The organism is Xenorhabdus budapestensis, from assembly GCF_017743015.1.
In the GTDB taxonomy this organism is placed as follows: domain Bacteria; phylum Pseudomonadota; class Gammaproteobacteria; order Enterobacterales; family Enterobacteriaceae; genus Xenorhabdus; species Xenorhabdus budapestensis.
Window position 1 is genome coordinate 474113 of sequence record NZ_CP072455.1, and the last position, 18299, is coordinate 492411.

22 protein-coding genes are annotated in these 18299 nt (G+C 44.3%); 8 read left to right on the forward strand and 14 right to left on the reverse strand.

Annotated features, from left to right (window positions below):
- Positions 1-38: 38 nt before the first annotated feature.
- Entirely contained in the window at positions 39-1382 is a 1344-nt protein-coding gene (gene pmbA / locus HGO23_RS01965; protein ID WP_209027792.1) for a metalloprotease PmbA, read from the forward strand.
- 50 nt (positions 1383-1432) lie between these two features.
- Here the strand turns inward: pmbA and rnk are convergent, their stop codons facing one another.
- From rnk to HGO23_RS02030, 13 genes are all read right to left on the reverse strand, one after another.
- Entirely contained in the window at positions 1433-1843 is a 411-nt protein-coding gene (gene rnk / locus HGO23_RS01970; protein WP_099136146.1) for a nucleoside diphosphate kinase regulator, read from the reverse strand.
- A gap of 190 nt (positions 1844-2033) precedes the next feature.
- Positions 2034-3263 carry an alanine racemase gene (gene alr, locus HGO23_RS01975; RefSeq protein WP_099136147.1) on the reverse strand — a complete coding sequence of 410 codons (1230 nt, stop codon included), beginning with the start codon at positions 3261-3263 and terminating at the stop codon, positions 2034-2036.
- A gap of 394 nt (positions 3264-3657) precedes the next feature.
- A complete protein-coding gene (gene npr / locus HGO23_RS01980) occupies positions 3658-3930 on the reverse strand; it encodes a PTS phosphocarrier protein NPr (RefSeq protein WP_099136148.1) in 273 nt (90 codons plus the stop codon).
- 31 nt (positions 3931-3961) lie between these two features.
- A complete protein-coding gene (rapZ, locus tag HGO23_RS01985) occupies positions 3962-4813 on the reverse strand; it encodes an RNase adapter RapZ (protein ID WP_209027795.1) in 852 nt (283 codons plus the stop codon).
- A 96-nt stretch (positions 4814-4909) separates the two neighbouring features.
- Complete coding sequence (ptsN, locus tag HGO23_RS01990; protein WP_099136149.1) at positions 4910-5377, reverse strand: PTS IIA-like nitrogen regulatory protein PtsN; 468 nt, start codon at positions 5375-5377, stop codon at positions 4910-4912.
- Positions 5378-5583: 206 nt separating this feature from the next.
- Positions 5584-5871 carry a ribosome hibernation promoting factor gene (gene hpf / locus HGO23_RS01995; RefSeq protein WP_038259564.1) on the reverse strand — a complete coding sequence of 96 codons (288 nt, stop codon included), beginning with the start codon at positions 5869-5871 and terminating at the stop codon, positions 5584-5586.
- A gap of 23 nt (positions 5872-5894) precedes the next feature.
- On the reverse strand, positions 5895-7370 hold the full coding sequence (rpoN, locus tag HGO23_RS02000; protein ID WP_209027796.1) for an RNA polymerase factor sigma-54: 1476 nt from the start codon (positions 7368-7370) through the stop codon (positions 5895-5897).
- A gap of 77 nt (positions 7371-7447) precedes the next feature.
- A complete protein-coding gene (lptB, locus tag HGO23_RS02005; RefSeq protein ID WP_209027798.1) occupies positions 7448-8173 on the reverse strand; it encodes an LPS export ABC transporter ATP-binding protein in 726 nt (241 codons plus the stop codon).
- 6 nt (positions 8174-8179) lie between these two features.
- A complete protein-coding gene (gene lptA / locus HGO23_RS02010; RefSeq protein WP_099136152.1) occupies positions 8180-8743 on the reverse strand; it encodes a lipopolysaccharide ABC transporter substrate-binding protein LptA in 564 nt (187 codons plus the stop codon).
- The gene (gene lptC / locus HGO23_RS02015; RefSeq protein WP_099136153.1) at positions 8724-9317 is read right to left on the reverse strand and encodes an LPS export ABC transporter periplasmic protein LptC; all 594 of its coding nucleotides are present in this window, start codon (positions 9315-9317) and stop codon (positions 8724-8726) included. The genes lptA and lptC overlap by 20 nt, the downstream gene beginning before the upstream one ends.
- Before the next feature lie 19 nt (positions 9318-9336).
- Positions 9337-9900 (reverse strand): 3-deoxy-manno-octulosonate-8-phosphatase KdsC, encoded by a 564-nt coding sequence (gene kdsC, locus HGO23_RS02020; protein WP_099136154.1) that lies wholly within the window; start codon positions 9898-9900, stop codon positions 9337-9339.
- A gap of 114 nt (positions 9901-10014) precedes the next feature.
- On the reverse strand, positions 10015-10983 hold the full coding sequence (kdsD, locus tag HGO23_RS02025) for an arabinose-5-phosphate isomerase KdsD (RefSeq protein WP_099136155.1): 969 nt from the start codon (positions 10981-10983) through the stop codon (positions 10015-10017).
- A gap of 59 nt (positions 10984-11042) precedes the next feature.
- The gene (locus HGO23_RS02030; protein WP_209027800.1) at positions 11043-12011 is read right to left on the reverse strand and encodes a calcium/sodium antiporter; all 969 of its coding nucleotides are present in this window, start codon (positions 12009-12011) and stop codon (positions 11043-11045) included.
- Positions 12012-12239: 228 nt separating this feature from the next.
- On the opposite strand from HGO23_RS02030, the gene mlaF reads away from it, so the two are divergent.
- The 7 genes from mlaF to murA all read left to right on the forward strand — a co-directional run bounded on the left by mlaF (position 12240) and on the right by murA (position 17095).
- Positions 12240-13055 (forward strand): phospholipid ABC transporter ATP-binding protein MlaF, encoded by an 816-nt coding sequence (gene mlaF / locus HGO23_RS02035; RefSeq protein WP_099136157.1) that lies wholly within the window; start codon positions 12240-12242, stop codon positions 13053-13055.
- A 33-nt stretch (positions 13056-13088) separates the two neighbouring features.
- Positions 13089-13871 carry a lipid asymmetry maintenance ABC transporter permease subunit MlaE gene (gene mlaE / locus HGO23_RS02040; RefSeq protein WP_209028674.1) on the forward strand — a complete coding sequence of 261 codons (783 nt, stop codon included), beginning with the start codon at positions 13089-13091 and terminating at the stop codon, positions 13869-13871.
- Between the two features lie 4 nt (positions 13872-13875).
- Positions 13876-14388: an outer membrane lipid asymmetry maintenance protein MlaD gene (gene mlaD / locus HGO23_RS02045; protein ID WP_099136159.1), complete on the forward strand. Its 513-nt coding sequence runs from the start codon at positions 13876-13878 to the stop codon at positions 14386-14388.
- Positions 14389-14421: 33 nt separating this feature from the next.
- Positions 14422-15051 (forward strand): phospholipid-binding protein MlaC, encoded by a 630-nt coding sequence (gene mlaC / locus HGO23_RS02050; protein ID WP_209028675.1) that lies wholly within the window; start codon positions 14422-14424, stop codon positions 15049-15051.
- Position 15052: 1 nt separating this feature from the next.
- The gene (gene mlaB / locus HGO23_RS02055) at positions 15053-15379 is read left to right on the forward strand and encodes a lipid asymmetry maintenance protein MlaB (RefSeq protein ID WP_099136160.1); all 327 of its coding nucleotides are present in this window, start codon (positions 15053-15055) and stop codon (positions 15377-15379) included.
- Positions 15380-15529: 150 nt separating this feature from the next.
- Complete coding sequence (gene ibaG, locus HGO23_RS02060) at positions 15530-15784, forward strand: BolA family iron metabolism protein IbaG (protein WP_099136161.1); 255 nt, start codon at positions 15530-15532, stop codon at positions 15782-15784.
- Between the two features lie 57 nt (positions 15785-15841).
- Positions 15842-17095 (forward strand): UDP-N-acetylglucosamine 1-carboxyvinyltransferase, encoded by a 1254-nt coding sequence (gene murA / locus HGO23_RS02065; protein ID WP_209027802.1) that lies wholly within the window; start codon positions 15842-15844, stop codon positions 17093-17095.
- Positions 17096-17201: 106 nt separating this feature from the next.
- On the opposite strand, the gene degS is transcribed toward murA, so the two are convergent.
- Positions 17202-18260 (reverse strand): outer membrane-stress sensor serine endopeptidase DegS, encoded by a 1059-nt coding sequence (gene degS, locus HGO23_RS02070; protein WP_209027804.1) that lies wholly within the window; start codon positions 18258-18260, stop codon positions 17202-17204.
- Positions 18261-18299 lie beyond the last annotated feature (39 nt).

An 18299-nucleotide genomic window follows, 5' to 3' on the forward strand; every position in this document is an offset into this window, starting at 1 on the left:
TCCTGATAAATTTTCTCTTTAATTCATATGGTTAATTAATGATAGTTACCAAGCAACAAATTGCGGAGCAGCGCAAACAACTGGAAGATGCGGTTTCTCACGCTCTGGAATTAGCAAAAACAGGCAGTGATGCTGCGGAAGTCGCAGTCAATAAAACGATGGGGATTAGTGTCAGTACCCGTTTCAGTGAAGTCGAAAATGTTGAGTTTAACAGTGATGGTGCATTGGGGATCACCGTTTATCACCAGCAGCGCAAAGGTAGTGCCTCTTCTACCGATTTAAGCCCGGAAGCCATTGCACGTACTGTACAGGCTGCCATTGATATCGCCCGTTACACTTCACCTGATCCTTGTGCTGGTCCCGCAGACAAAGAGTTACTGACGTTTGAGGCACCGGAGCTGGATTTGTTCCATCCTGCGGATTTGGATGCTGATAAGGCGATTGAGTTGGCTGCCCGTGCCGAACAGGCTGCATTACAGGCAGATCAGCGTATTACCAATACCGAAGGTGGTAGTTTTAATGGTCATTATGGTATTCGGGTCTTTGGTAATAGTCACGGTATGCTACAGAGCTATTGTTCAAGTCGCTATTCCATGTCGAGCTGCGTGATTGCAGAGCAGAATGGCAATATGGAGCGTGATTATGCTTATACTGTGAACCGTCGTTTTGATGAGTTGCAATCGCCAGAATGGGTTGGGCAGGAAAGTGCGCATCGTACATTGTCTCGTTTAGGTGCACGTAAACTCTCGACGATGAAAGCGCCTGTGATTTTCTCTGCCGAAGTCGCTACCGGCCTGTTTGGTCATTTAGTTGGAGCGATCAGCGGCAGCAGCATCTATCGTAAATCATCTTTCTTGCTGGATAGTCTGGGTAAGCAGATCCTGCCTTCATGGTTGACCATTGAAGAACAACCACATTTGCTGAGAGGGTTGGCTTCTACACCGTTTGATAGTGAAGGTGTGCGCACATTGCCGCGTGAAATTATTAAAGAGGGTATTTTACAGTCATGGTTGTTGACGTCATATTCTGCCCGTAAACTGGGGCTGACGAGTACAGGCCATGCAGGTGGGATTCATAACTGGCGTATCGCGGGGCGAGGGTTAGATTTTGCAGGTCTGCTACAGGAAATGGGAACCGGCCTGGTAGTGACGGAACTGATGGGACAGGGCGTCAGTGCTGTGACTGGGGATTATTCTCGTGGGGCAGCCGGTTTTTGGGTCGAAAATGGCGAAATACAATATCCGGTCAGTGAGATCACTATTGCGGGCAATCTGAAAGATATGTGGGCAAATATGGTGACAATAGGTAATGATATTGAAACACGTAGTAACATTCAGTGTGGATCAGTATTGTTGCCGGAAATGAGTATCGCCGGTCAATAGGGATACTCAATCAACAACAGCCAGTTTGGTTCTACTGAGCTGGCTGCGAGTTAACGGTGATATTCACCTGCCGCTTCGGGTTGGTAAAGTATCTCTAATACTTTTATCCGGGTTTTTTCACCATTCGGCAATTCCCAGGTTATTTCATCATTTACTCGCAATCCTAAAAGTGCAGCGCCTAAAGGTGCCATCACGGATAGTTGTTTTGTGCTGTCTTGCAGAGAAGACGGGTAAACGAGGGTTCGGACTCGCTCTTCATTGTTACTGAAATCAATAAATTTAATTTCACTGTTCATTGTAACAACATCTGCGGGTATTTCTACTGGTGGCACAATTTCAGCTCTATCCAGCTCTTCATTTAGTGCATCTGCGATACTGCTATTGGCAAATACAGCTTGTTCCAACAGAGAATCTAAACGTTCTGCATCTAATTCATTGATAATAATTTTAGGTTTTGTCATACCACGCTCCAAATTAGGCTCAATACAAAATAACACCCCGCAACGCAAGGAGGGGGGTGTTATTTGCAAATGTGATTAAAGTGATATTAGGCTGTTCTGTCGTGAAAATAAAGAGATCATGATCACGAACTGTTTTGTGTTGTTAATGAAATAAGGTTTAGCCAGACCTATATTATTGGATTACAAATTATCAACCTGTAACAACGATCTTTGGATTGGTTTCTCCCCAGATAGAAGATAGCTCAACAATATGCATTCCACTCCATTGCTGAATTTCAGACTGGGTAATTTCTTCATTACCTTGTTTACCGAAAATCACCACTTCGTCGCCACTTTTCACATCAGGCAGATCAGTCACATCCACCATTACGGTATTCATGGAAACGAGGCCAACAACCGGAGCACGGTGACCGTTAATCAAAACAAATGCCTTGTTTGACATAGCAGAGCTGAAGCCATCAGAGAAACCAACTGGCAGGTTAGCGAGCATAGAATCACGTTTTAGGATGTGAGTGTTGTCGTAGCTGACACCATTACCTTTAGGATAGGGTTTAACAGATGCAACCCGGGTTTTTACCTGCATCAGATGATTGTATTCTGGGTAGCTGTCAGACAGCATGCCATACAGTGCACTACCAACACGTACCATATCAAACTGAGCTTCCGGAATGCTCAGTGATGCAAAAGAGCTGGATGCATGTAAGGTGATCTCGTCTCTTTTCAGATTTGCTTCTTTGATCAACCAGGCTGTTTGTTCATTGAAGTTCTTAATACTATTGCGGATGGCGTTCAGGTCGGTGAGAGCATGGTGGCTCATTATACCGACCAATTTCAGGTTAGGCAGTTGAACAATTTGCAGAGCCTCTTGTTTACCCTGCTCAGTTTTCATTTCCAGCCCGTTACGGCTCATGAGGCCAGTGTTCAGCACTAAATGGACACGAATTTCTTTGCCATGTTTTTTAGCCAGAGCATCAATAGCTTTGGCGCTTGCCAGATCACCGACTATTTCTTCCATGTCATAGCCTAGGGTGCTCTCAATTTCATTCACAGTAGCTGCGCGAACACGCATGAGCTGGCTTTTGAAGCCGTTGTCACGTACGATGCGGGCTTCTTCGTTACTGGTGATACCTACACAAGGTACTCCAGTTTTAATGATGGATGGCATCAGCAGACCGATACCATGACCATAAGCATCGCCTTTCAGAATCGCACACACTTTGGTGTCTTTGTTCAGATTTTTTTCCAGTGTATTGATATTGTTTTCGAAAGCGGTAGTGTTGATTTCTACCCAAGCATTGTTGTTAGCTGCAACACGTTTTGCCTGAGTATTATCTAAAGAAAGTACTGGTGCCGCTTGAGCAGCACTTTGGCATAAAGTCAGTCCAAGAAAGATAGCCAATGTGGTCTTATTAAAACGCATGAAGTAAACCTCCAATGTAGGAACTGTACATATAATGCTTTGTGTATAAATTCCTTTTAATGATAAGTTTTTTTCAAACTGATTTAATAGCGTTAATTTATTGATAGATAACATTTATTATTTAATGAATATTATTTGTAAATAGTCGGGGTGTTTTACTTACTTAATAAGTAAGGCTTCTTGATTTATCCTTTTGGAAGGATCTTATAATGGAATTTATGAAGGTTTTTTTATCTTTTTTTGTTTTCAAATACTGTGTTTGTTGCCGTTCTTGCTGGATAGAAGTGAAGTATTAAGGGAAAAGTAAGGGGGGTTATACGTAAGTGAATGCAAGAGAAATAGAGAGAAAACAGAGATGGTGGTCTGTGCTGCAATCCCGCAAAATCGTGTAAGTTTATTCTTCATCAAAGCCGGAATTAAATAGCTCCACAATAGCCGCCAGCGCCTGTTGTTCATCCGGCCCGGTTGCTTCAACTTCAATGTAACTACCTTGTTCGGAGTCCAACATCAGCATAGTGATAACACTATGAGCCTCCGCCTGAACATTGCTTCCGTTGCGCAGGATGACTTGAGATTGAAACTGCTGCACAAGGTCATGCAGTTTCATGGCAGGGCGGGCATGCATACCGAGTCGGTTTTTAATCTCAAGTCTCTGCTTGACTGTCATGGCCTGTTTTATTTTGATTGGTTACGTTCGGTTACTTACGTTTTTCCAGTGTGCGGTGACGTGATTGCACGTTTTTACCACGGGAACGGAAATAATCAGCCAACTGTTCCGCCACATAAACCGAACGGTGTTTACCGCCGGTACAACCTATGGCAACTGTCAGGTAGCTGCGGTTATTGGTTTCCAGCATCGGCAGCCAGAGTTCAAGATAACTGCGGGTCTGGTAAATAAAGTTATGCACTTCTGTATGGCGATCCAAAAATGCGGCAACAGGGCGATCCAACCCCGTCATCGGGCGCAGTTTCGGATCCCAGTGTGGGTTTGGCAGGAAGCGCACATCGAAAACGTAATCTGCATCAATTGGAATACCGTGTTTGAAGCCGAAAGATTCAAATACCATTGTCAATTCACGTTCGCGTTTGCCCAATAAACGCGTTCTTAGCATTTCAGCCAGTTCATGGACTGACATCTCAGACGTGTCAATGATCAGATCTGCCCGTGAACGCAGCGGCTCCAGTAGATCGCTCTCTTTGTCGATGGCGCTTTCCAGTGACAGATTTTTACTTGAGAGCGGATGCAAGCGCCGGGTGTCACTGTAACGGCGGATCAATGTGTTACGATCTGCATCAAGAAACAGAAGCTGCGGTGAAAAGCTGTCCGGTAATTTTTTCAGTGCTTCTTCGAAAATTTCGGGTGATTCCGGCATATTTCGCACGTCGATACTGACTGCTGCTGAAATATCACGCTCAGCCAATGTATTAGCCAGCTCCGGAAGTAACACTACCGGCAGGTTATCCACACAATAGAACCCCATATCTTCCAGCGCGCGCAGGGCTACGGATTTACCAGAACCAGAACGACCGCTGACTATCATCAGCACCATGAGATGACTCCCCTTAATGTCTCAGCGGTTCATTAGAACCGCTGCTGTTTTTATTGCTTTTCAGCAATCAATTGTAACCGCAATTGTAATCGTTATTTATTCAGTAATGATTTTGTATAGTTCTTCATCACTTTGTGCTGAACGCAGACGACGACAGAGATTTTTATCTGACAGCCGCTTTGCAATCAATGAGAGTGAATGTAAATGGATCTGGCACTGGTTAGATGGAACCAATAAAGCAAATAGCAAGTCAACAGGCTGATTATCAATAGCATCAAAGGTAATCGGTTGTTCCAGATGCAAAAATACACCAACGGCATTATTTGCGCATTCTGTTTCCAGCTTGCCGTGAGGAATGGCAATTCCGTTGCCAATACCTGTTGTCCCCACTTTCTCACGGGAAAGAATGGCTTCAAATACGGCATTTTCTGGTAAATTAAGCTGTTTTGATGCCAGCTCGCTGATAATCTCTAAGGCACGCTTTTTACTCGAACAAAGTACGTTGTTACGCGTACATTCGGATGAAAGCACTGAACTTAGTGGTAAATCTGTTTCGTTGTTCATTTCTTTATTCACTTAGAGACTGTAATACCAGATGCCTGAGTGTAGACATCTGGTATCAGAGCACTATTTATGCTTATGCCATTGAGCCTTCAGGTTGTTTCTTTTGTTGGCTGTGTTCATTTATTGCCTACTTTGATGCAACCGGAAGTCTATTGGTATAGATAGAATAGTGCTAATCTTATGACAGTCCTGTTGTCTGAAAGCTATTAATGTTGTCTCAATTTACTTTTATGTTTGGTCAATTGACGAGCCAGTTTGTCTGCCAGCGCATCAATTGCCGCATACATATCTTCATGCTCTGAACTCGCATGCAACTCTCCTCCGTTGACATACACCGTGGCTTCAGCGATCTTCTGCACCTTTTCCACTCGGAGGATGACCTGAATAAGGTTAATCTTATCGAAATATTGATCCAATTTGCCGCATTTTGTGTTCACAACGTTGCGTAGTGCATCAGTGATTTCAAGATTGTGGCCTGTAACATTGAGTTGCATAGTGTTTTCCTTCTCTGGGTTGTTCAAACCAATTTTTTACGTTGGTTTGAAGGCGGGATGGATAACGACTCTCTATATTTTGCGACAGTTCGACGTGCTACCTGAATGCCTTGCTCGGCAAGTAAGTTTGTCAATTTACTGTCACTCAGTGGCTTGGCCGGGTTTTCTGCCGCGACCAATTTTTTCACCAGTGCCCGTATCGCCGTAGAAGAGGCTTCGCCTCCGCTATCGGTATTAACGTGACTGGAGAAAAAATATTTCAATTCAAAAATCCCGCGTGGACTATGCAGATACTTCTGGGTTGTCACACGGGAAATGGTGGATTCATGCATGTCAACTTGATAGGCAATATCAGCCAGTACCAGTGGTTTCATGTATTCCGCACCATATTCAAAGAAATCTTGCTGTCGCTCCACAATGCAGTTACTGACTTTCAATAACGTTTCATTGCGACTTGCGAGGCTTTTTATCAGCCACTTGGCTTCTTGCAGGTTATTACGGATAAACAGGCTGTCACTCTCATTATGAGATTGTTGCCCTAGTGCAGCATAATGCTGATTAATGCGCAGACGAGGGATGTTGTCGGTATTCAGCCTGACCTGCCAGCGTTCATTCTCTTTCTGGACTAATACATCGGGAATAACGTATTCGGATTCTCCGGTATTCACCATTAATCCGGGCCTCGGCTCCAGTGACTGAATGATATCAATTGCTTCTTTTAATGCACTTTCTTTTAATTTGCTCTGTCGCAACAAATTTCGAAAGTCCCGGTTGCCCAATAGTTCAAGGTACTTGCTGGTAACCAGTTTTGCTTCGTTCAGGTAAGGTGTTTCTGCTGGCAGCATTGCAAGCTGGATCAGCAGGCACTCACGTAAATTACGTGCCGCAACACCAATGGGATCAAAGTGTTGTACACGCTTGAGTACGGTTTCGACTTCTTCTAATGTCAGTTCATCATCACCAATGCTGGCAAGAATCTCCTCGACAGGGGCTGTCAGGTAGCCTGTTTCGTCAATGGCATCAATGATCGATGTGGCGATGGCTGAGTCTGTTTCAGTAAAGGGAGTCAGCGTAGCCTGCCACATTAAATAATCTTGTAATGTCTGGGTTGTTTCACCTTGATAGACGGGGAAATCATCTGCGCTGTAGTCACTTTTTGTTCCCAGGGATGTACCTGCGGTGTAAATTTCATCCCAACTGGTATCAAGGGGAAGCTCTTCAGGCATATCTCGTTGCTCAAGGGCTTCAAGAGTATCCATGACTTTTGTTTCGGTATCAGGATATGTCTCTGCATCAGGTGCTGTTTCCGTATCAGAATAACCTTGGGTATCAATTTCCTGGTGCAGTTCTTCTTGCTCAAGCATAGGGTTGGCTTCCAAAGCCAGTTGGATCTCCTGCTGAAGTTCAAGCGTAGAAAGTTGCAACAAACGGATAGCTTGCTGAAGTTGCGGCGTCATCGTCAATTGCTGACTGAGCTTGAGTTGCAAACTTTGCTTCATAACGTTCTCACTTCCTCCTGCACTGATCCTTAATACTCCTGAACTGAATGCCCTCGAATTTTGCCTGACGATGAGCCTTAAAGCCGGAAACCCTCGCCCAGATAAACTCGCTTAACTTGCTCATTGCTAAGGATATCTTCTGGTGTACCATGGGCTATCAAATGCCCCTGACTGACAATGTAAGCACGTTCACAAACATCCAGTGTTTCACGGACGTTATGATCAGTAATTAGAACACCCAGACCACAGTCACGTAGGTGTTGAATGATCTTTTTAATATCAAGAACAGAAATAGGGTCAACACCTGCAAAAGGTTCATCCAACAGAATAAATTTAGGATTAGCGGCCAGTGCGCGGGCGATTTCCACACGGCGGCGTTCACCACCGGACAATGATTGACCAAGATTGTTACGCAAATGAGAAATATGAAACTCTTCCATTAATTCTTCGGCGCGTGCTTTGCGCTGTTCCTGATTGATATCCTTACGGATTTCAAGAACCGCCATTAAATTATCGTACACGCTCAGCCGGCGGAAGATTGAGGCTTCCTGTGGTAAGTAACCGATGCCCCGGCGGGCACGTTCATGCAGAGGTAGCAGGCTGATATCCTCATGGTCTATTGTGATAGTACCTGCATCACGTGGCACAATGCCAACGACCATATAGAAAGTTGTGGTTTTACCTGCACCGTTTGGCCCAAGCAGGCCCACAATTTCACCTGATTTTACTTTCAGGCTGACATCTTCAACAACCTTACGTCCCTTATAAGCTTTTGCCAGATTGTCCGCGTTTAATATTGCCATACGTCGTTATTTACTCTTTTTATGAACATCAGTGTTGTTAACATCAGCGTTGTTAACACTAGGGCCTTTTTCCTGCAACTGAGAAGGTAACAGGACGGTGGTGACATGTTTACCTTTATCACTAAAGGCTTCCATTTGCTGTGTTGGCACTAAATAGGTGATTTTATCGCCTTTGATGTTACTGTCGAGCTGTTCAAGATAAGCATTGCCTGTCAGTGTGACTAGCTCGCTACCCATTTCATAGCGCATCTTCGAAGCATGGCCTTTGATGGGTTTACCATCATCCTGTAATTGATAAAACGTTGCAGGATTGCCATAGGCTTCGATAACGGTTTTTTTCGAATCACCGTCAGGGCGGGTAACAACAACCTTATCAGCCCGAATATCGATAGAACCTTGCTTTACGATAACATTATCCGTAAATGTGGTAACGTTCCTCGTTACATCCAAAGATTGTCTGGCTGAATCAATGGTAATGGGTTTTTGCGTGTCATCTTTCAATGCCAGCGCAGGCTGGCTAACTGCAACCAGTGTACTGGTAATCAGGGTATTACGGATTAGGTTCTTCATGTGGAATCTCATAGCGAGTGCTCACCTTTTCAATCAATTCAGCAGTTTTGTCTCGTAGATTGCCGCGCATTCTCATACCAACAGATTGCAGTCCGACTCCCTCTAAAGTGACTTTATCGTCAGATACGACGTCCTGAGTCACGAGATTGACTGTTGCATTATCTGTTGTGATCTTTTGCAATTGTGATGCGTCATTCAAGCTGTCCACTTGGACATCCCCATGTAAGTAGAGCATATCATCATGGGTAAGTTTTGCTTTATTGGCGCGTATTGTCCATGTCGGTTTCGGGGGTGTGGATGAGCTGTTAGCATCAAAAGTAGTCAAAACTGGCTTGGTAAACCAAGTCAGTTTTGTTTCCGTATAATTTTTAACATCATCTGCCACGAGTTTATAAGCCAATTTACCCCCTGGATCATAAACAAATGTGATGGCTTCCTCTGTTTGGTAAGTAGGATAACTATCATCTAAAATTGGTGATGAAGTGTCTTGATTTGAATTGGATAAATTCCAGCCAATCAATGCAAGCACAATCAAAGTCAGTATTGCGATCAGCCAGGATTGAGTTCTGCTCATTCTTTTTTCAGTTCATATTTTATATTGATAACCCTTTGGCATCTTCAAGCTTATTCTGAGCGAAAAGCACCAAATCACAAAGTTCTCTGACTGCCCCACGACCACCAGCAATCTGAGTTACATAATTCGCCTTCGGCAGCAATAGTGGGTGAGCATCGGCCACCGCAGCTGATAACCCGACCTGAGCCATTACAGGCCAATCAATCAGATCATCGCCGATATAGGCAACCTGTTCAGGTTGTAGCGCTAGTTTATCCAACAGTTCCTGATACGCCAAAATCTTATCGTTCTGACCTTGGTAAAGATATGTAATACCAAGGGTTTTTGCACGATTTTCCAGCAACTTGGCTTGGCGGCCAGTTATGATTGCAACTTCGATACCGGAGGTAATTAAACAACGGATACCGTAACCATCACGAACATTGAAGGCTTTCAGCTCTTCACCCTCATTGCCCATGTATATCAGGCCATCTGACATCACACCATCAACATCGCAGATCAATAAGCGGATCTTTTTGGCTTTCTCGATAATTTCTTTATTAACTGGGCCATAACAGGTATCCAGATATTCGTTTTGCTTCATTCAGGAATTCTCTACTACATTATTTCACTAGTGTTGTAACTAGTATTAAATTGTGACAGGCCTTTGGTTGCAGGCCTGTTCAGTACTATTTTACCAGACTTATATGACGGGTTTTTATACAACTCCTGCTTGCAATAGATCGTGCATATGTAATACACCAAGCAAGGTGTTGCCTTCTGTAACCAGTAGGGAGGTAATATGGCGTGATTGCATCAGATTCAGGGCATCAACAGCTAACGCATTCGGTTTGATGCGGACCCCTCCCGTGGTCATGACGTCAGAAATTTTGGCGTTGTTTAAATCGATACCCATATCGAAAACGCGGCGTAGATCCCCGTCAGTAAAGATACCATCGATCTGCATATCACCACCACAGATGACCGTCATGCCCAGTTTTTTTCGTGTGATTTCTATCAATGCTTCACGCAGGGTGGCAGTGCGGGGTACTCGAGGAATATTATCACCAGTGGTCATTAGGTCACTGGTCAGTAGCAAAAGTTTGCGTCCAAGTGCACCACCGGGATGGGAAAGGGCGAAATCTTCTGTGGTAAAACCACGGGCTTCCAGTAGTGCAAGGGCCAGGGCATCGCCCATGACCAACGTTGCGGTTGTGCTGGTTGTGGGAGCCAATCCCAATGGGCAGGCTTCTTGTGGTGTTTTGATGCACAAATGGACATCAGAGGCTTTACCCATACTACTGTTACAGTTATTTGTCATACAGATGAGTGGGACTTTTTGCCGCTTAAGTATTGGAATTAAGGCGAGGATCTCATTGGATTCACCGGAATTGGAAATGGCTATTACAATGTCTTTTGGGGTTACCATGCCGAGATCACCGTGACTGGCTTCTCCCGGGTGGACAAAGAACGACGGAGTTCCGGTGCTGGCAAATGTTGCTGCCATTTTCCTTCCTATGTGGCCGGATTTTCCCATCCCCATGACAATGACTTTGCCCTCGCAGCCAAACATTAATTCACAGGCTTTGCTGAAATCATCATTGATGTATTGTTCCAACCTCGCTAATCCGTCGAGTTCGATATGTAATACTCTCTTACCTGCTTGCTGAAAATCAATCTTAGGCATTTTTACTCCCACTTCTTCCCATTCAATCGGTAATTATTCAGTACATTAATCACCGGATATTAATCACCAGACATCACAAAAAGTACGACAAAATAAGCGATAAAACAGCCGAGTAATAACCCGCCGTTCAATCGGTTCAACCGATGTTTTCTCCTTACACAGAATATCGTGAATAGTACACTTGCTGCCATCATGATCCAAAAATCCCGGGAAAAGGCATAGGATGAAATAACGCTGGGTGAAAATATGCTGGAAATACCTAATACAAAAGTCATGTTGAAAACATTAGAACCAATGATATTTCCTATTGCCATATCATTTTCGCCTTTAATGGCCGCAGCAATAGAAGTAGCAAGTTCAGGCAGGCTTGTTCCCACAGCTAAAATTGTCAGTCCAATAACCAGATCACTGATACCATAAATATGCGCAATCACGGTGGCATTATCAATTACCATGCGGGTAGATATCGGCAGGATAATTAACCCTAAAACAACCCAAAGCAGCGCGATCCCTTTGTTGCCTTCGACGGGCAGTTCTGAGTCCCGCTCCCGTGTGTAGTTGTCGATATCATTACATTGGGAGTTGGCTGTCATTTTTATCATTATTGATATAAAAAATAGGGCGGTAAACAACAGAACAATGCCATCCAAACGACTCAGGTAGTTATTAGACAACAAGTAGCCTGCAAATCCCATAATCAGCAACATCAGGGGCAATTCTCGCCGCAGAATTTCTGATTGCACTGTTATTGGACGAATAAGTGCGACGGCGCCGGTAATCAACAGTAAATTTGTAATATTAGAACCGATTGCATTACCCACAGCCATGTTTGGTAGCCCATTCAGACTTGCGGTGACAGATACCATCAATTCTGGCAAACAGGTGCCGATTCCCATGACCACCAGGCCGATAATAAAAGGCGGTATTTTTAGTGCGCGGGCAAACACCGCAGCACCATATACTAATCTATCAGAACCATACACCAGTAAAATCAACCCAGTAATGAGCAGTACAATAGTCAGAAACATGATGTGTTCCTTAGATAAAGATTTATTTGAGCACAATGCCAGTGTTGATTGATTTGTAAATAAAAATATTTATTTAGTCAGAGTTATATATTCTGAAGGTCGAATGATAAAAAGTAAAATTTGCTATCACTTTGCTAACGCAAATTTGGCAATTTTTTTGTAGTATGCATCACTGATTATTTGGAAACAGTAAGCAATTAGTTTATTAACGATTAAGGGCTATCAATAATGAGTCAACAAACAAAAAATCTTATTGAGATCAACGGTATGTATTTCACTCGTGGTCAACGCCCAATTTTTGCTGATATTAATCTGACCGTCCCAAAAGGAAAAATAACCGCTATCATGGGCCCTTCCGGTATTGGAAAAACGACTCTACTGCGTTTGATTGGTGGGCAAATCCGTCCTGAACGTGGTGAAATTTGGTTTGATGGCGATAATATCCCAGCATTATCCCGCTCACGCCTTTATGCTGTCCGTAAGAAAATGAGCATGTTATTTCAGTCAGGTGCATTGTTTACGGATCTGAATGTTTTTGACAACGTTGCTTTTCCCTTACGTGAGCATACTGAGCTGCCCGAGGAGTTAATTTATACTACGGTAATGATGAAACTGGAAGCCGTAGGATTGCGTGGTGCCGCTCAATTGATGCCATCGGAGTTGTCTGGAGGTATGGCAAGGCGGGCAGCTTTGGCGAGGGCGATTGCACTGGATCCTAATTTAATCATGTTTGATGAGCCATTTGTTGGTCAGGATCCGATTACAATGGGTGTTCTGGTGAAGTTGATCGATGAACTCAATCATGCTCTTGGTGTCACCTGTGTTGTGGTTTCTCATGATGTTCCTGAAGTATTGAGCATTGCTGATTATGCTTACATTGTGGCTGAACAAAAGGTTATTGCAGAAGGTACACCGGAGCAGTTGAAAATGAATCAGGATCAACGGGTACGACAGTTCCTTGATGGCATTGCTGATGGGCCAGTGCCTTTCCGTTTCCCTGCGGGGGATTATAAAACCGAGTTATTAGCTAATAAAATTAGTTAATAACAAAATAGTTATTAGGATAATGGAATGTTGATGTTAACACGGGCATTGGCAACATTGGGCAGGCGTGCGATTGAAGTTGTCGCTTCATTCGGTCGTGCGGGGTTCATGCTGTTCAGCGCAATTATTGGTAAACCGGAACCTGCCAGACAGTGGTTATTATTGCGTCAGCAGCTTTATAGCGTAGGTGTTCAGTCACTGCTGATTATTGTCGTTTCAGGTTTATTTATTGGCATGGTTTTGGCGTTACAGGGCTATTTGGTGCTGAGAACTTTCAGTGCTGAAGGTAGCCTTGGCATGATGGTAGCTTTATCGCTGTTGCGGGAATTAGGCCCGGTAGTGACGGCACTCTTGTTTGCTGGTCGCGCAGGATCTGCATTGACCGCAGAAATTGGTCTGATGAAAGCTACAGAACAAATTTCCAGTTTGGAAATGATGGCAGTTGACCCATTGCGTCGGGTAGTTGCCCCACGTTTCTGGGCTGGCTTTATCAGTATGCCTTTGTTATCACTTATTTTTGTTGCAGTTGGCATTCTGGGCGGCGTGATGGTTGGTGTGGATTGGAAAGGCATTGATGGTGGTTTTTTCTGGTCTTCCATGCAGTCAGCGGTGGAATGGCAGAAAGATATACTTAATTGTTTTCTAAAGAGCGTAGTTTTTGCCATCACGGTTACATGGATCGCGCTGTTCAATGGTTATGATGCTATCCCAACATCGGAAGGGATCAGCAGGGCAACGACGCGCACAGTGGTTCATGCGTCGTTGGCAGTATTGGGCTTGGATTTTGTGCTGACGGCACTGATGTTTGGGAACTAATTCGATGCAAAGTAAGAAAAATGAAATTTGGGTTGGGGGTTTTGTCTTAATTGCACTGGCAGCAATCATTTTTTTATGTCTGAAAGTCGCTGATATTCGGTCTTTCGGTAGCCAGACCACTTATCGTGTCACTGCTGCATTTGACAATATTGGTGGATTGAAAGAACGTTCCCCTGTCAAAATCGGGGGCGTTGTTATTGGTCGGGTAGGGAAAATCTGGCTGGATAAGAAAACCTATACTCCACAGGTCGATCTGGATATTTTCACGCAGTACGACAATATTCCAAGTTCCAGTTCTCTTTCTATTCGGACCTCAGGTCTGTTAGGTGAACAATATGTCGCGTTGAATGTAGGGTTTGATGATCCTGATTTGGGCGTCACCATGCTGAAAGATGGAGATCGGATTGAGGACACCAAACCTGCAATGGTTCTTGAAGACTTAATTGGTCAGTTCCTGTACAAGAGTGGGGGTGGAGATCATCGTCAATCTTCTGCTGTTCCCGCACAGGCACACTAACCAATAATCCACTGCTTAGGAGAAATGCCAATGATGTTTAAGCGATTACTTATGGCTGCCTTACTGGTGGTTGCACCATTCGCCAGTGCTGTTGATCAAACCAACCCTTATGCATTAATGAAAGATGCAGCAGAAAAAACGTTCTCTCGTCTAAAGAATGAACAGCCGCAGATTCAGGCGAATCCTGAAATACTGCGTCAGATTGTGCATCAGGAATTAATGCCTTATGTACAGGCAAAATATGCAGGAGCATTGGTATTGGGGCCTTACTATAAGCAAGCGACACCAGAGCAGCGTGACGTTTATTTCAAGGCATTTGAGTCTTATCTGGAGCAAGCTTATGGTCAGGCTCTGGCAATGTATCATGGACAAAATTACCAAATTGCTCCTGAGCAACCACTGGATGATAAGACCATCGTAGCTATCCGTGTCACCATCACAGATCCTAATGGTCAACCACCTGTTCGTCTCGATTTTCAGTGGCGCAAAAACAGTAAAACCGGGTACTGGCAGGCTTACGACATGATAGCAGAAGGGGTGAGCATGATTACGACGAAACAGAATGAGTGGTCGGAAATTCTGCGCCAGAAAGGTATCAGTGGGTTAACTGAGCAATTGAAAATCAGTGCACAAGTTCCAATCACTTTGGAAAAGAAAAAGTGATATGAAAAACCGGGAAAAGGATAAAGTGCTTGATAGAATGCAGTTAAGTTGGGAACAAGAAGGAAACACACTGTTTCTGAAAGGTACGTTGGATCGCGATAGCCTGTTATCCTTTTGGCAGGAAAGAGACAGCGTATTGGCTCAGATAGATAATATTGATGTTTCCCAACTTGAACATGTGGATTCCACGGGGCTGGCCTTATTTGTTCGCGTAAAAGGTGACAGGCAGCAACAAGGCAAAGCGCTGACATTTTCTGGTATAGGAGAGCGCCTGAAAACGCTGATTACGCTTTATGGTCTGCAAAGATACTTTGCAGACCATTTATAACCTGAGAATAATTCACCAGAAAGACGGTGGGTATAATTATCGCCCTTATGAGTGCTTGTCTTATAAGGGCGTTTTTCTTGGTTTAAGAGTCGTCTGGATTCCATTACGATAGGCGTCTACTATTATTTTAACAGCGAATGTGAGCAACCTATGGATATTAATGAAATTAAAAAAGTACTGATGGAAAAGTTGGTGCTTGATGAAGTTATCGTTAGCGGTGATGGCAGCCATTTTCAGGTAATTGCAGTGGGTGAAATTTTTGGTGAGCTAAGCCGTGTCAAACAACAGCAGGCAGTTTATGCACCTCTGATGGAATATATCGCTGATAACCGTATTCACGCCTTGTCAATTAAAACTTATACACCAGCACAATGGCAACGTGACCGCAAGCTCCAGGGATTTTGAGGTTGTTTGCTTCGCCGCAAACAGCACACTTTGAATTAAATAAGAGAATCATGACTGATGGATAAATTTCGAGTGAAAGGGCCTACCTGCTTGTCAGGAGAGGTGACTATTTCCGGGGCAAAAAATGCCGCATTACCAATCCTGTTCGCAGCGTTGCTGGCGGAAGAGCCAGTTGAATTACAGAATGTTCCTGAATTAAAAGACATTGATACCACAATCAAACTGCTGAACCGTTTGGGAACGAAAGTGGAACGTAAAGGTTCGGTATTTGTTGATGCCAGAAGAGTCAATGAATATTGTGCGCCTTATGAACTGGTTAAAACCATGCGTGCTTCCATTTGGGCATTGGGACCACTGGTAGCCCGTTTTGGGCAGGGACAGGTTTCTTTGCCCGGTGGTTGCGCGATCGGAGCCCGCCCTGTCGATCTTCATATTTCCGGACTGGAACAGCTTGGTGCGAAGATTGTACTGGAAGAAGGGTATGTTAAGGCATCTGTGGACGGTCGTTTAAAAGGTGCCAGCATCGTCATGGATAAAGTGAGTGTCGGTGCGACGGTAACTATTATGACAGCAGCAACGCTGGCGGAAGGCAAGACCATCATTGAAAATGCAGCACGTGAACCTGAAATCGAAGATACGGCCAATTTCCTGAATACATTGGGCGCAAAAATTACGGGAGCAGGAACTGATCGCATTCTGATTGAAGGTGTCGAGCGTTTAGGTGGTGGTGTTTATCGTGTATTGCCTGATCGCATCGAAACAGGAACTTTTCTTGTTGCAGCGGCTATTTCCCGTGGAAAGGTTATCTGTCGCAAGGCTAAGCCGGATACATTGGATGCCGTTTTGGCTAAGTTACGTGAAGCCGGAGCTGATATTCAGGTAGGTGATGACTGGATTAGTTTGGATATGCATGGTAAACGACCAAAAGCGGTAACATTCCGTACCGCACCGCATCCGGGCTTTCCGACTGATATGCAGGCACAATTTAGTTTACTGAATATTGTCGCTGAAGGTGCAGGCATGATCACCGAAACTATTTTTGAAAATCGTTTTATGCATATCCCTGAATTGATTCGTATGGGCGCACATGCAGAAATTGAGAGTAACACGGTACTTTGCCGCGGCGTAGAAAAATTATCTGGTGCTCAGGTGATGGCAACGGATTTACGCGCTTCTGCCAGTTTGGTATTAGCTGGCTGTATTGCGGAAGGAACGACCACCGTTGACCGGATTTATCATATTGACCGGGGCTACGAACATATTGAAGATAAGTTGCGTGGTCTGGGTGCCAATATCGAACGCATTAAGTAAGATAAATATACTCTCTCCCCCAATTTATGAGGGGAGAGAATTCGCGGGGAGAATTTGGGAAAGAGTTGAACTGAAAGCCTGAGCGTTTCCCATCTAATGATGGATCTCAGTGTTCATCAAATTCCTCAATCGTAATGTTGAAAGTGAGAGTTTGGCCATCGCGTAAGACGGTAACAGGAACGACGCTACCGGGACGGATTTCAGCAACCTGATCCATTATTTCGGGAGGTGAAATTGCAGGCTTGTGGTTGAAGCTAATGATGATATCCCCCACTTGAATACCTGCCTTTTTCGCGGGGCTGCCCGGTAAAAGTTGGAAAACCCGAACTCCCTGAATTTGATGAATATTGGTTCCTGAAGAACGAATATTAGGCAATTCTTTTGTTGAAATACCAATATATCCTCTGATAACTCGTCCATCACGGATTAATTTCTGCATGATTTTTGTTGCAAGCTCTGTGGGAATAGCAAATCCTAATCCTTCAGGAGTAGAACCAAATTCAGACTTATCAAATGACAGTGTATTGATGCCCACCAGCTCCCCCAATGTATTGACCAGTGCGCCGCCGGAACTACCCTGATTAATTGACGCGTCTGTTTGCAGAAAATTCTGTCGCCGTGTCGGGCTGAGTCCGACACGCCCGGTCGCACTGATAATGCCTTGAGTAATCGTCTGCCCTAAGTTGTAAGGGTTGCCGATTGCCAGCACGATATCGCCCACATAGGGAGTGTGTTTGAGATTGATCGGGATCACTGGGAGATTTTCGGCGTTTATCTTGAGGACAGCTAGATCGGTCGGGCCATCAGAGCCTACCAACAGCGCCTCATAAAAACGCCCATCTTGCAACGCCACAATAATAGATCCCACTTTATTGATGACGTGTTTGTTGGTGAGTATGTAACCCTGTTCACTCATGATGACACCGGAACCCAGTGGGATAAGCTCCCGTGGTTCATGGGAAAAGCTACCTATGCTGGTGCTGTAGATGTTAACGACAGCAGGAGCTGCCCGGCGAACGCCCTGACTGTAACTGGAAGGTTTTTCTGTGTCGTTGCTGTATAGGAAATTATTTAACTTATTGGGACGCAGTGATGGTATGGCAACCAGTAAAATCGCTGCAATAAGTAATCCTACCAATATGGAGCGCAGTAATTTGATCAGCATGGCATTATTCAATAATCAATAAGTTAAAAAAGCATAGCA

Coding starts and splice junctions, on each gene's coding strand:
- lptB (WP_209027798.1), bottom strand. CDS start 8,173: ATGGCAATATTAAACGCGGACAATCTGGCAAAAGCTTATAAGGGACGT.
- ibaG (WP_099136161.1), top strand. CDS start 15,530: ATGGATATTAATGAAATTAAAAAAGTACTGATGGAAAAGTTGGTGCTT.
- npr (WP_099136148.1), bottom strand. CDS start 3,930: ATGACAGTCAAGCAGAGACTTGAGATTAAAAACCGACTCGGTATGCAT.
- mlaC (WP_209028675.1), top strand. CDS start 14,422: ATGTTTAAGCGATTACTTATGGCTGCCTTACTGGTGGTTGCACCATTC.
- mlaF (WP_099136157.1), top strand. CDS start 12,240: ATGAGTCAACAAACAAAAAATCTTATTGAGATCAACGGTATGTATTTC.
- rapZ (WP_209027795.1), bottom strand. CDS start 4,813: ATGGTGCTGATGATAGTCAGCGGTCGTTCTGGTTCTGGTAAATCCGTA.
- kdsD (WP_099136155.1), bottom strand. CDS start 10,983: ATGCCTAAGATTGATTTTCAGCAAGCAGGTAAGAGAGTATTACATATC.
- mlaE (WP_209028674.1), top strand. CDS start 13,089: ATGTTAACACGGGCATTGGCAACATTGGGCAGGCGTGCGATTGAAGTT.
- murA (WP_209027802.1), top strand. CDS start 15,842: ATGGATAAATTTCGAGTGAAAGGGCCTACCTGCTTGTCAGGAGAGGTG.
- HGO23_RS02030 (WP_209027800.1), bottom strand. CDS start 12,011: ATGTTTCTGACTATTGTACTGCTCATTACTGGGTTGATTTTACTGGTG.
- lptC (WP_099136153.1), bottom strand. CDS start 9,317: ATGAGCAGAACTCAATCCTGGCTGATCGCAATACTGACTTTGATTGTG.
- alr (WP_099136147.1), bottom strand. CDS start 3,263: ATGCGTTTTAATAAGACCACATTGGCTATCTTTCTTGGACTGACTTTA.
- ptsN (WP_099136149.1), bottom strand. CDS start 5,377: ATGAACAACGAAACAGATTTACCACTAAGTTCAGTGCTTTCATCCGAA.
- kdsC (WP_099136154.1), bottom strand. CDS start 9,900: ATGAAGCAAAACGAATATCTGGATACCTGTTATGGCCCAGTTAATAAA.
- degS (WP_209027804.1), bottom strand. CDS start 18,260: ATGCTGATCAAATTACTGCGCTCCATATTGGTAGGATTACTTATTGCA.
- lptA (WP_099136152.1), bottom strand. CDS start 8,743: ATGAAGAACCTAATCCGTAATACCCTGATTACCAGTACACTGGTTGCA.
- mlaB (WP_099136160.1), top strand. CDS start 15,053: ATGAAAAACCGGGAAAAGGATAAAGTGCTTGATAGAATGCAGTTAAGT.
- mlaD (WP_099136159.1), top strand. CDS start 13,876: ATGCAAAGTAAGAAAAATGAAATTTGGGTTGGGGGTTTTGTCTTAATT.
- rpoN (WP_209027796.1), bottom strand. CDS start 7,370: ATGAAGCAAAGTTTGCAACTCAAGCTCAGTCAGCAATTGACGATGACG.
- rnk (WP_099136146.1), bottom strand. CDS start 1,843: ATGACAAAACCTAAAATTATTATCAATGAATTAGATGCAGAACGTTTA.
- pmbA (WP_209027792.1), top strand. CDS start 39: ATGATAGTTACCAAGCAACAAATTGCGGAGCAGCGCAAACAACTGGAA.
- hpf (WP_038259564.1), bottom strand. CDS start 5,871: ATGCAACTCAATGTTACAGGCCACAATCTTGAAATCACTGATGCACTA.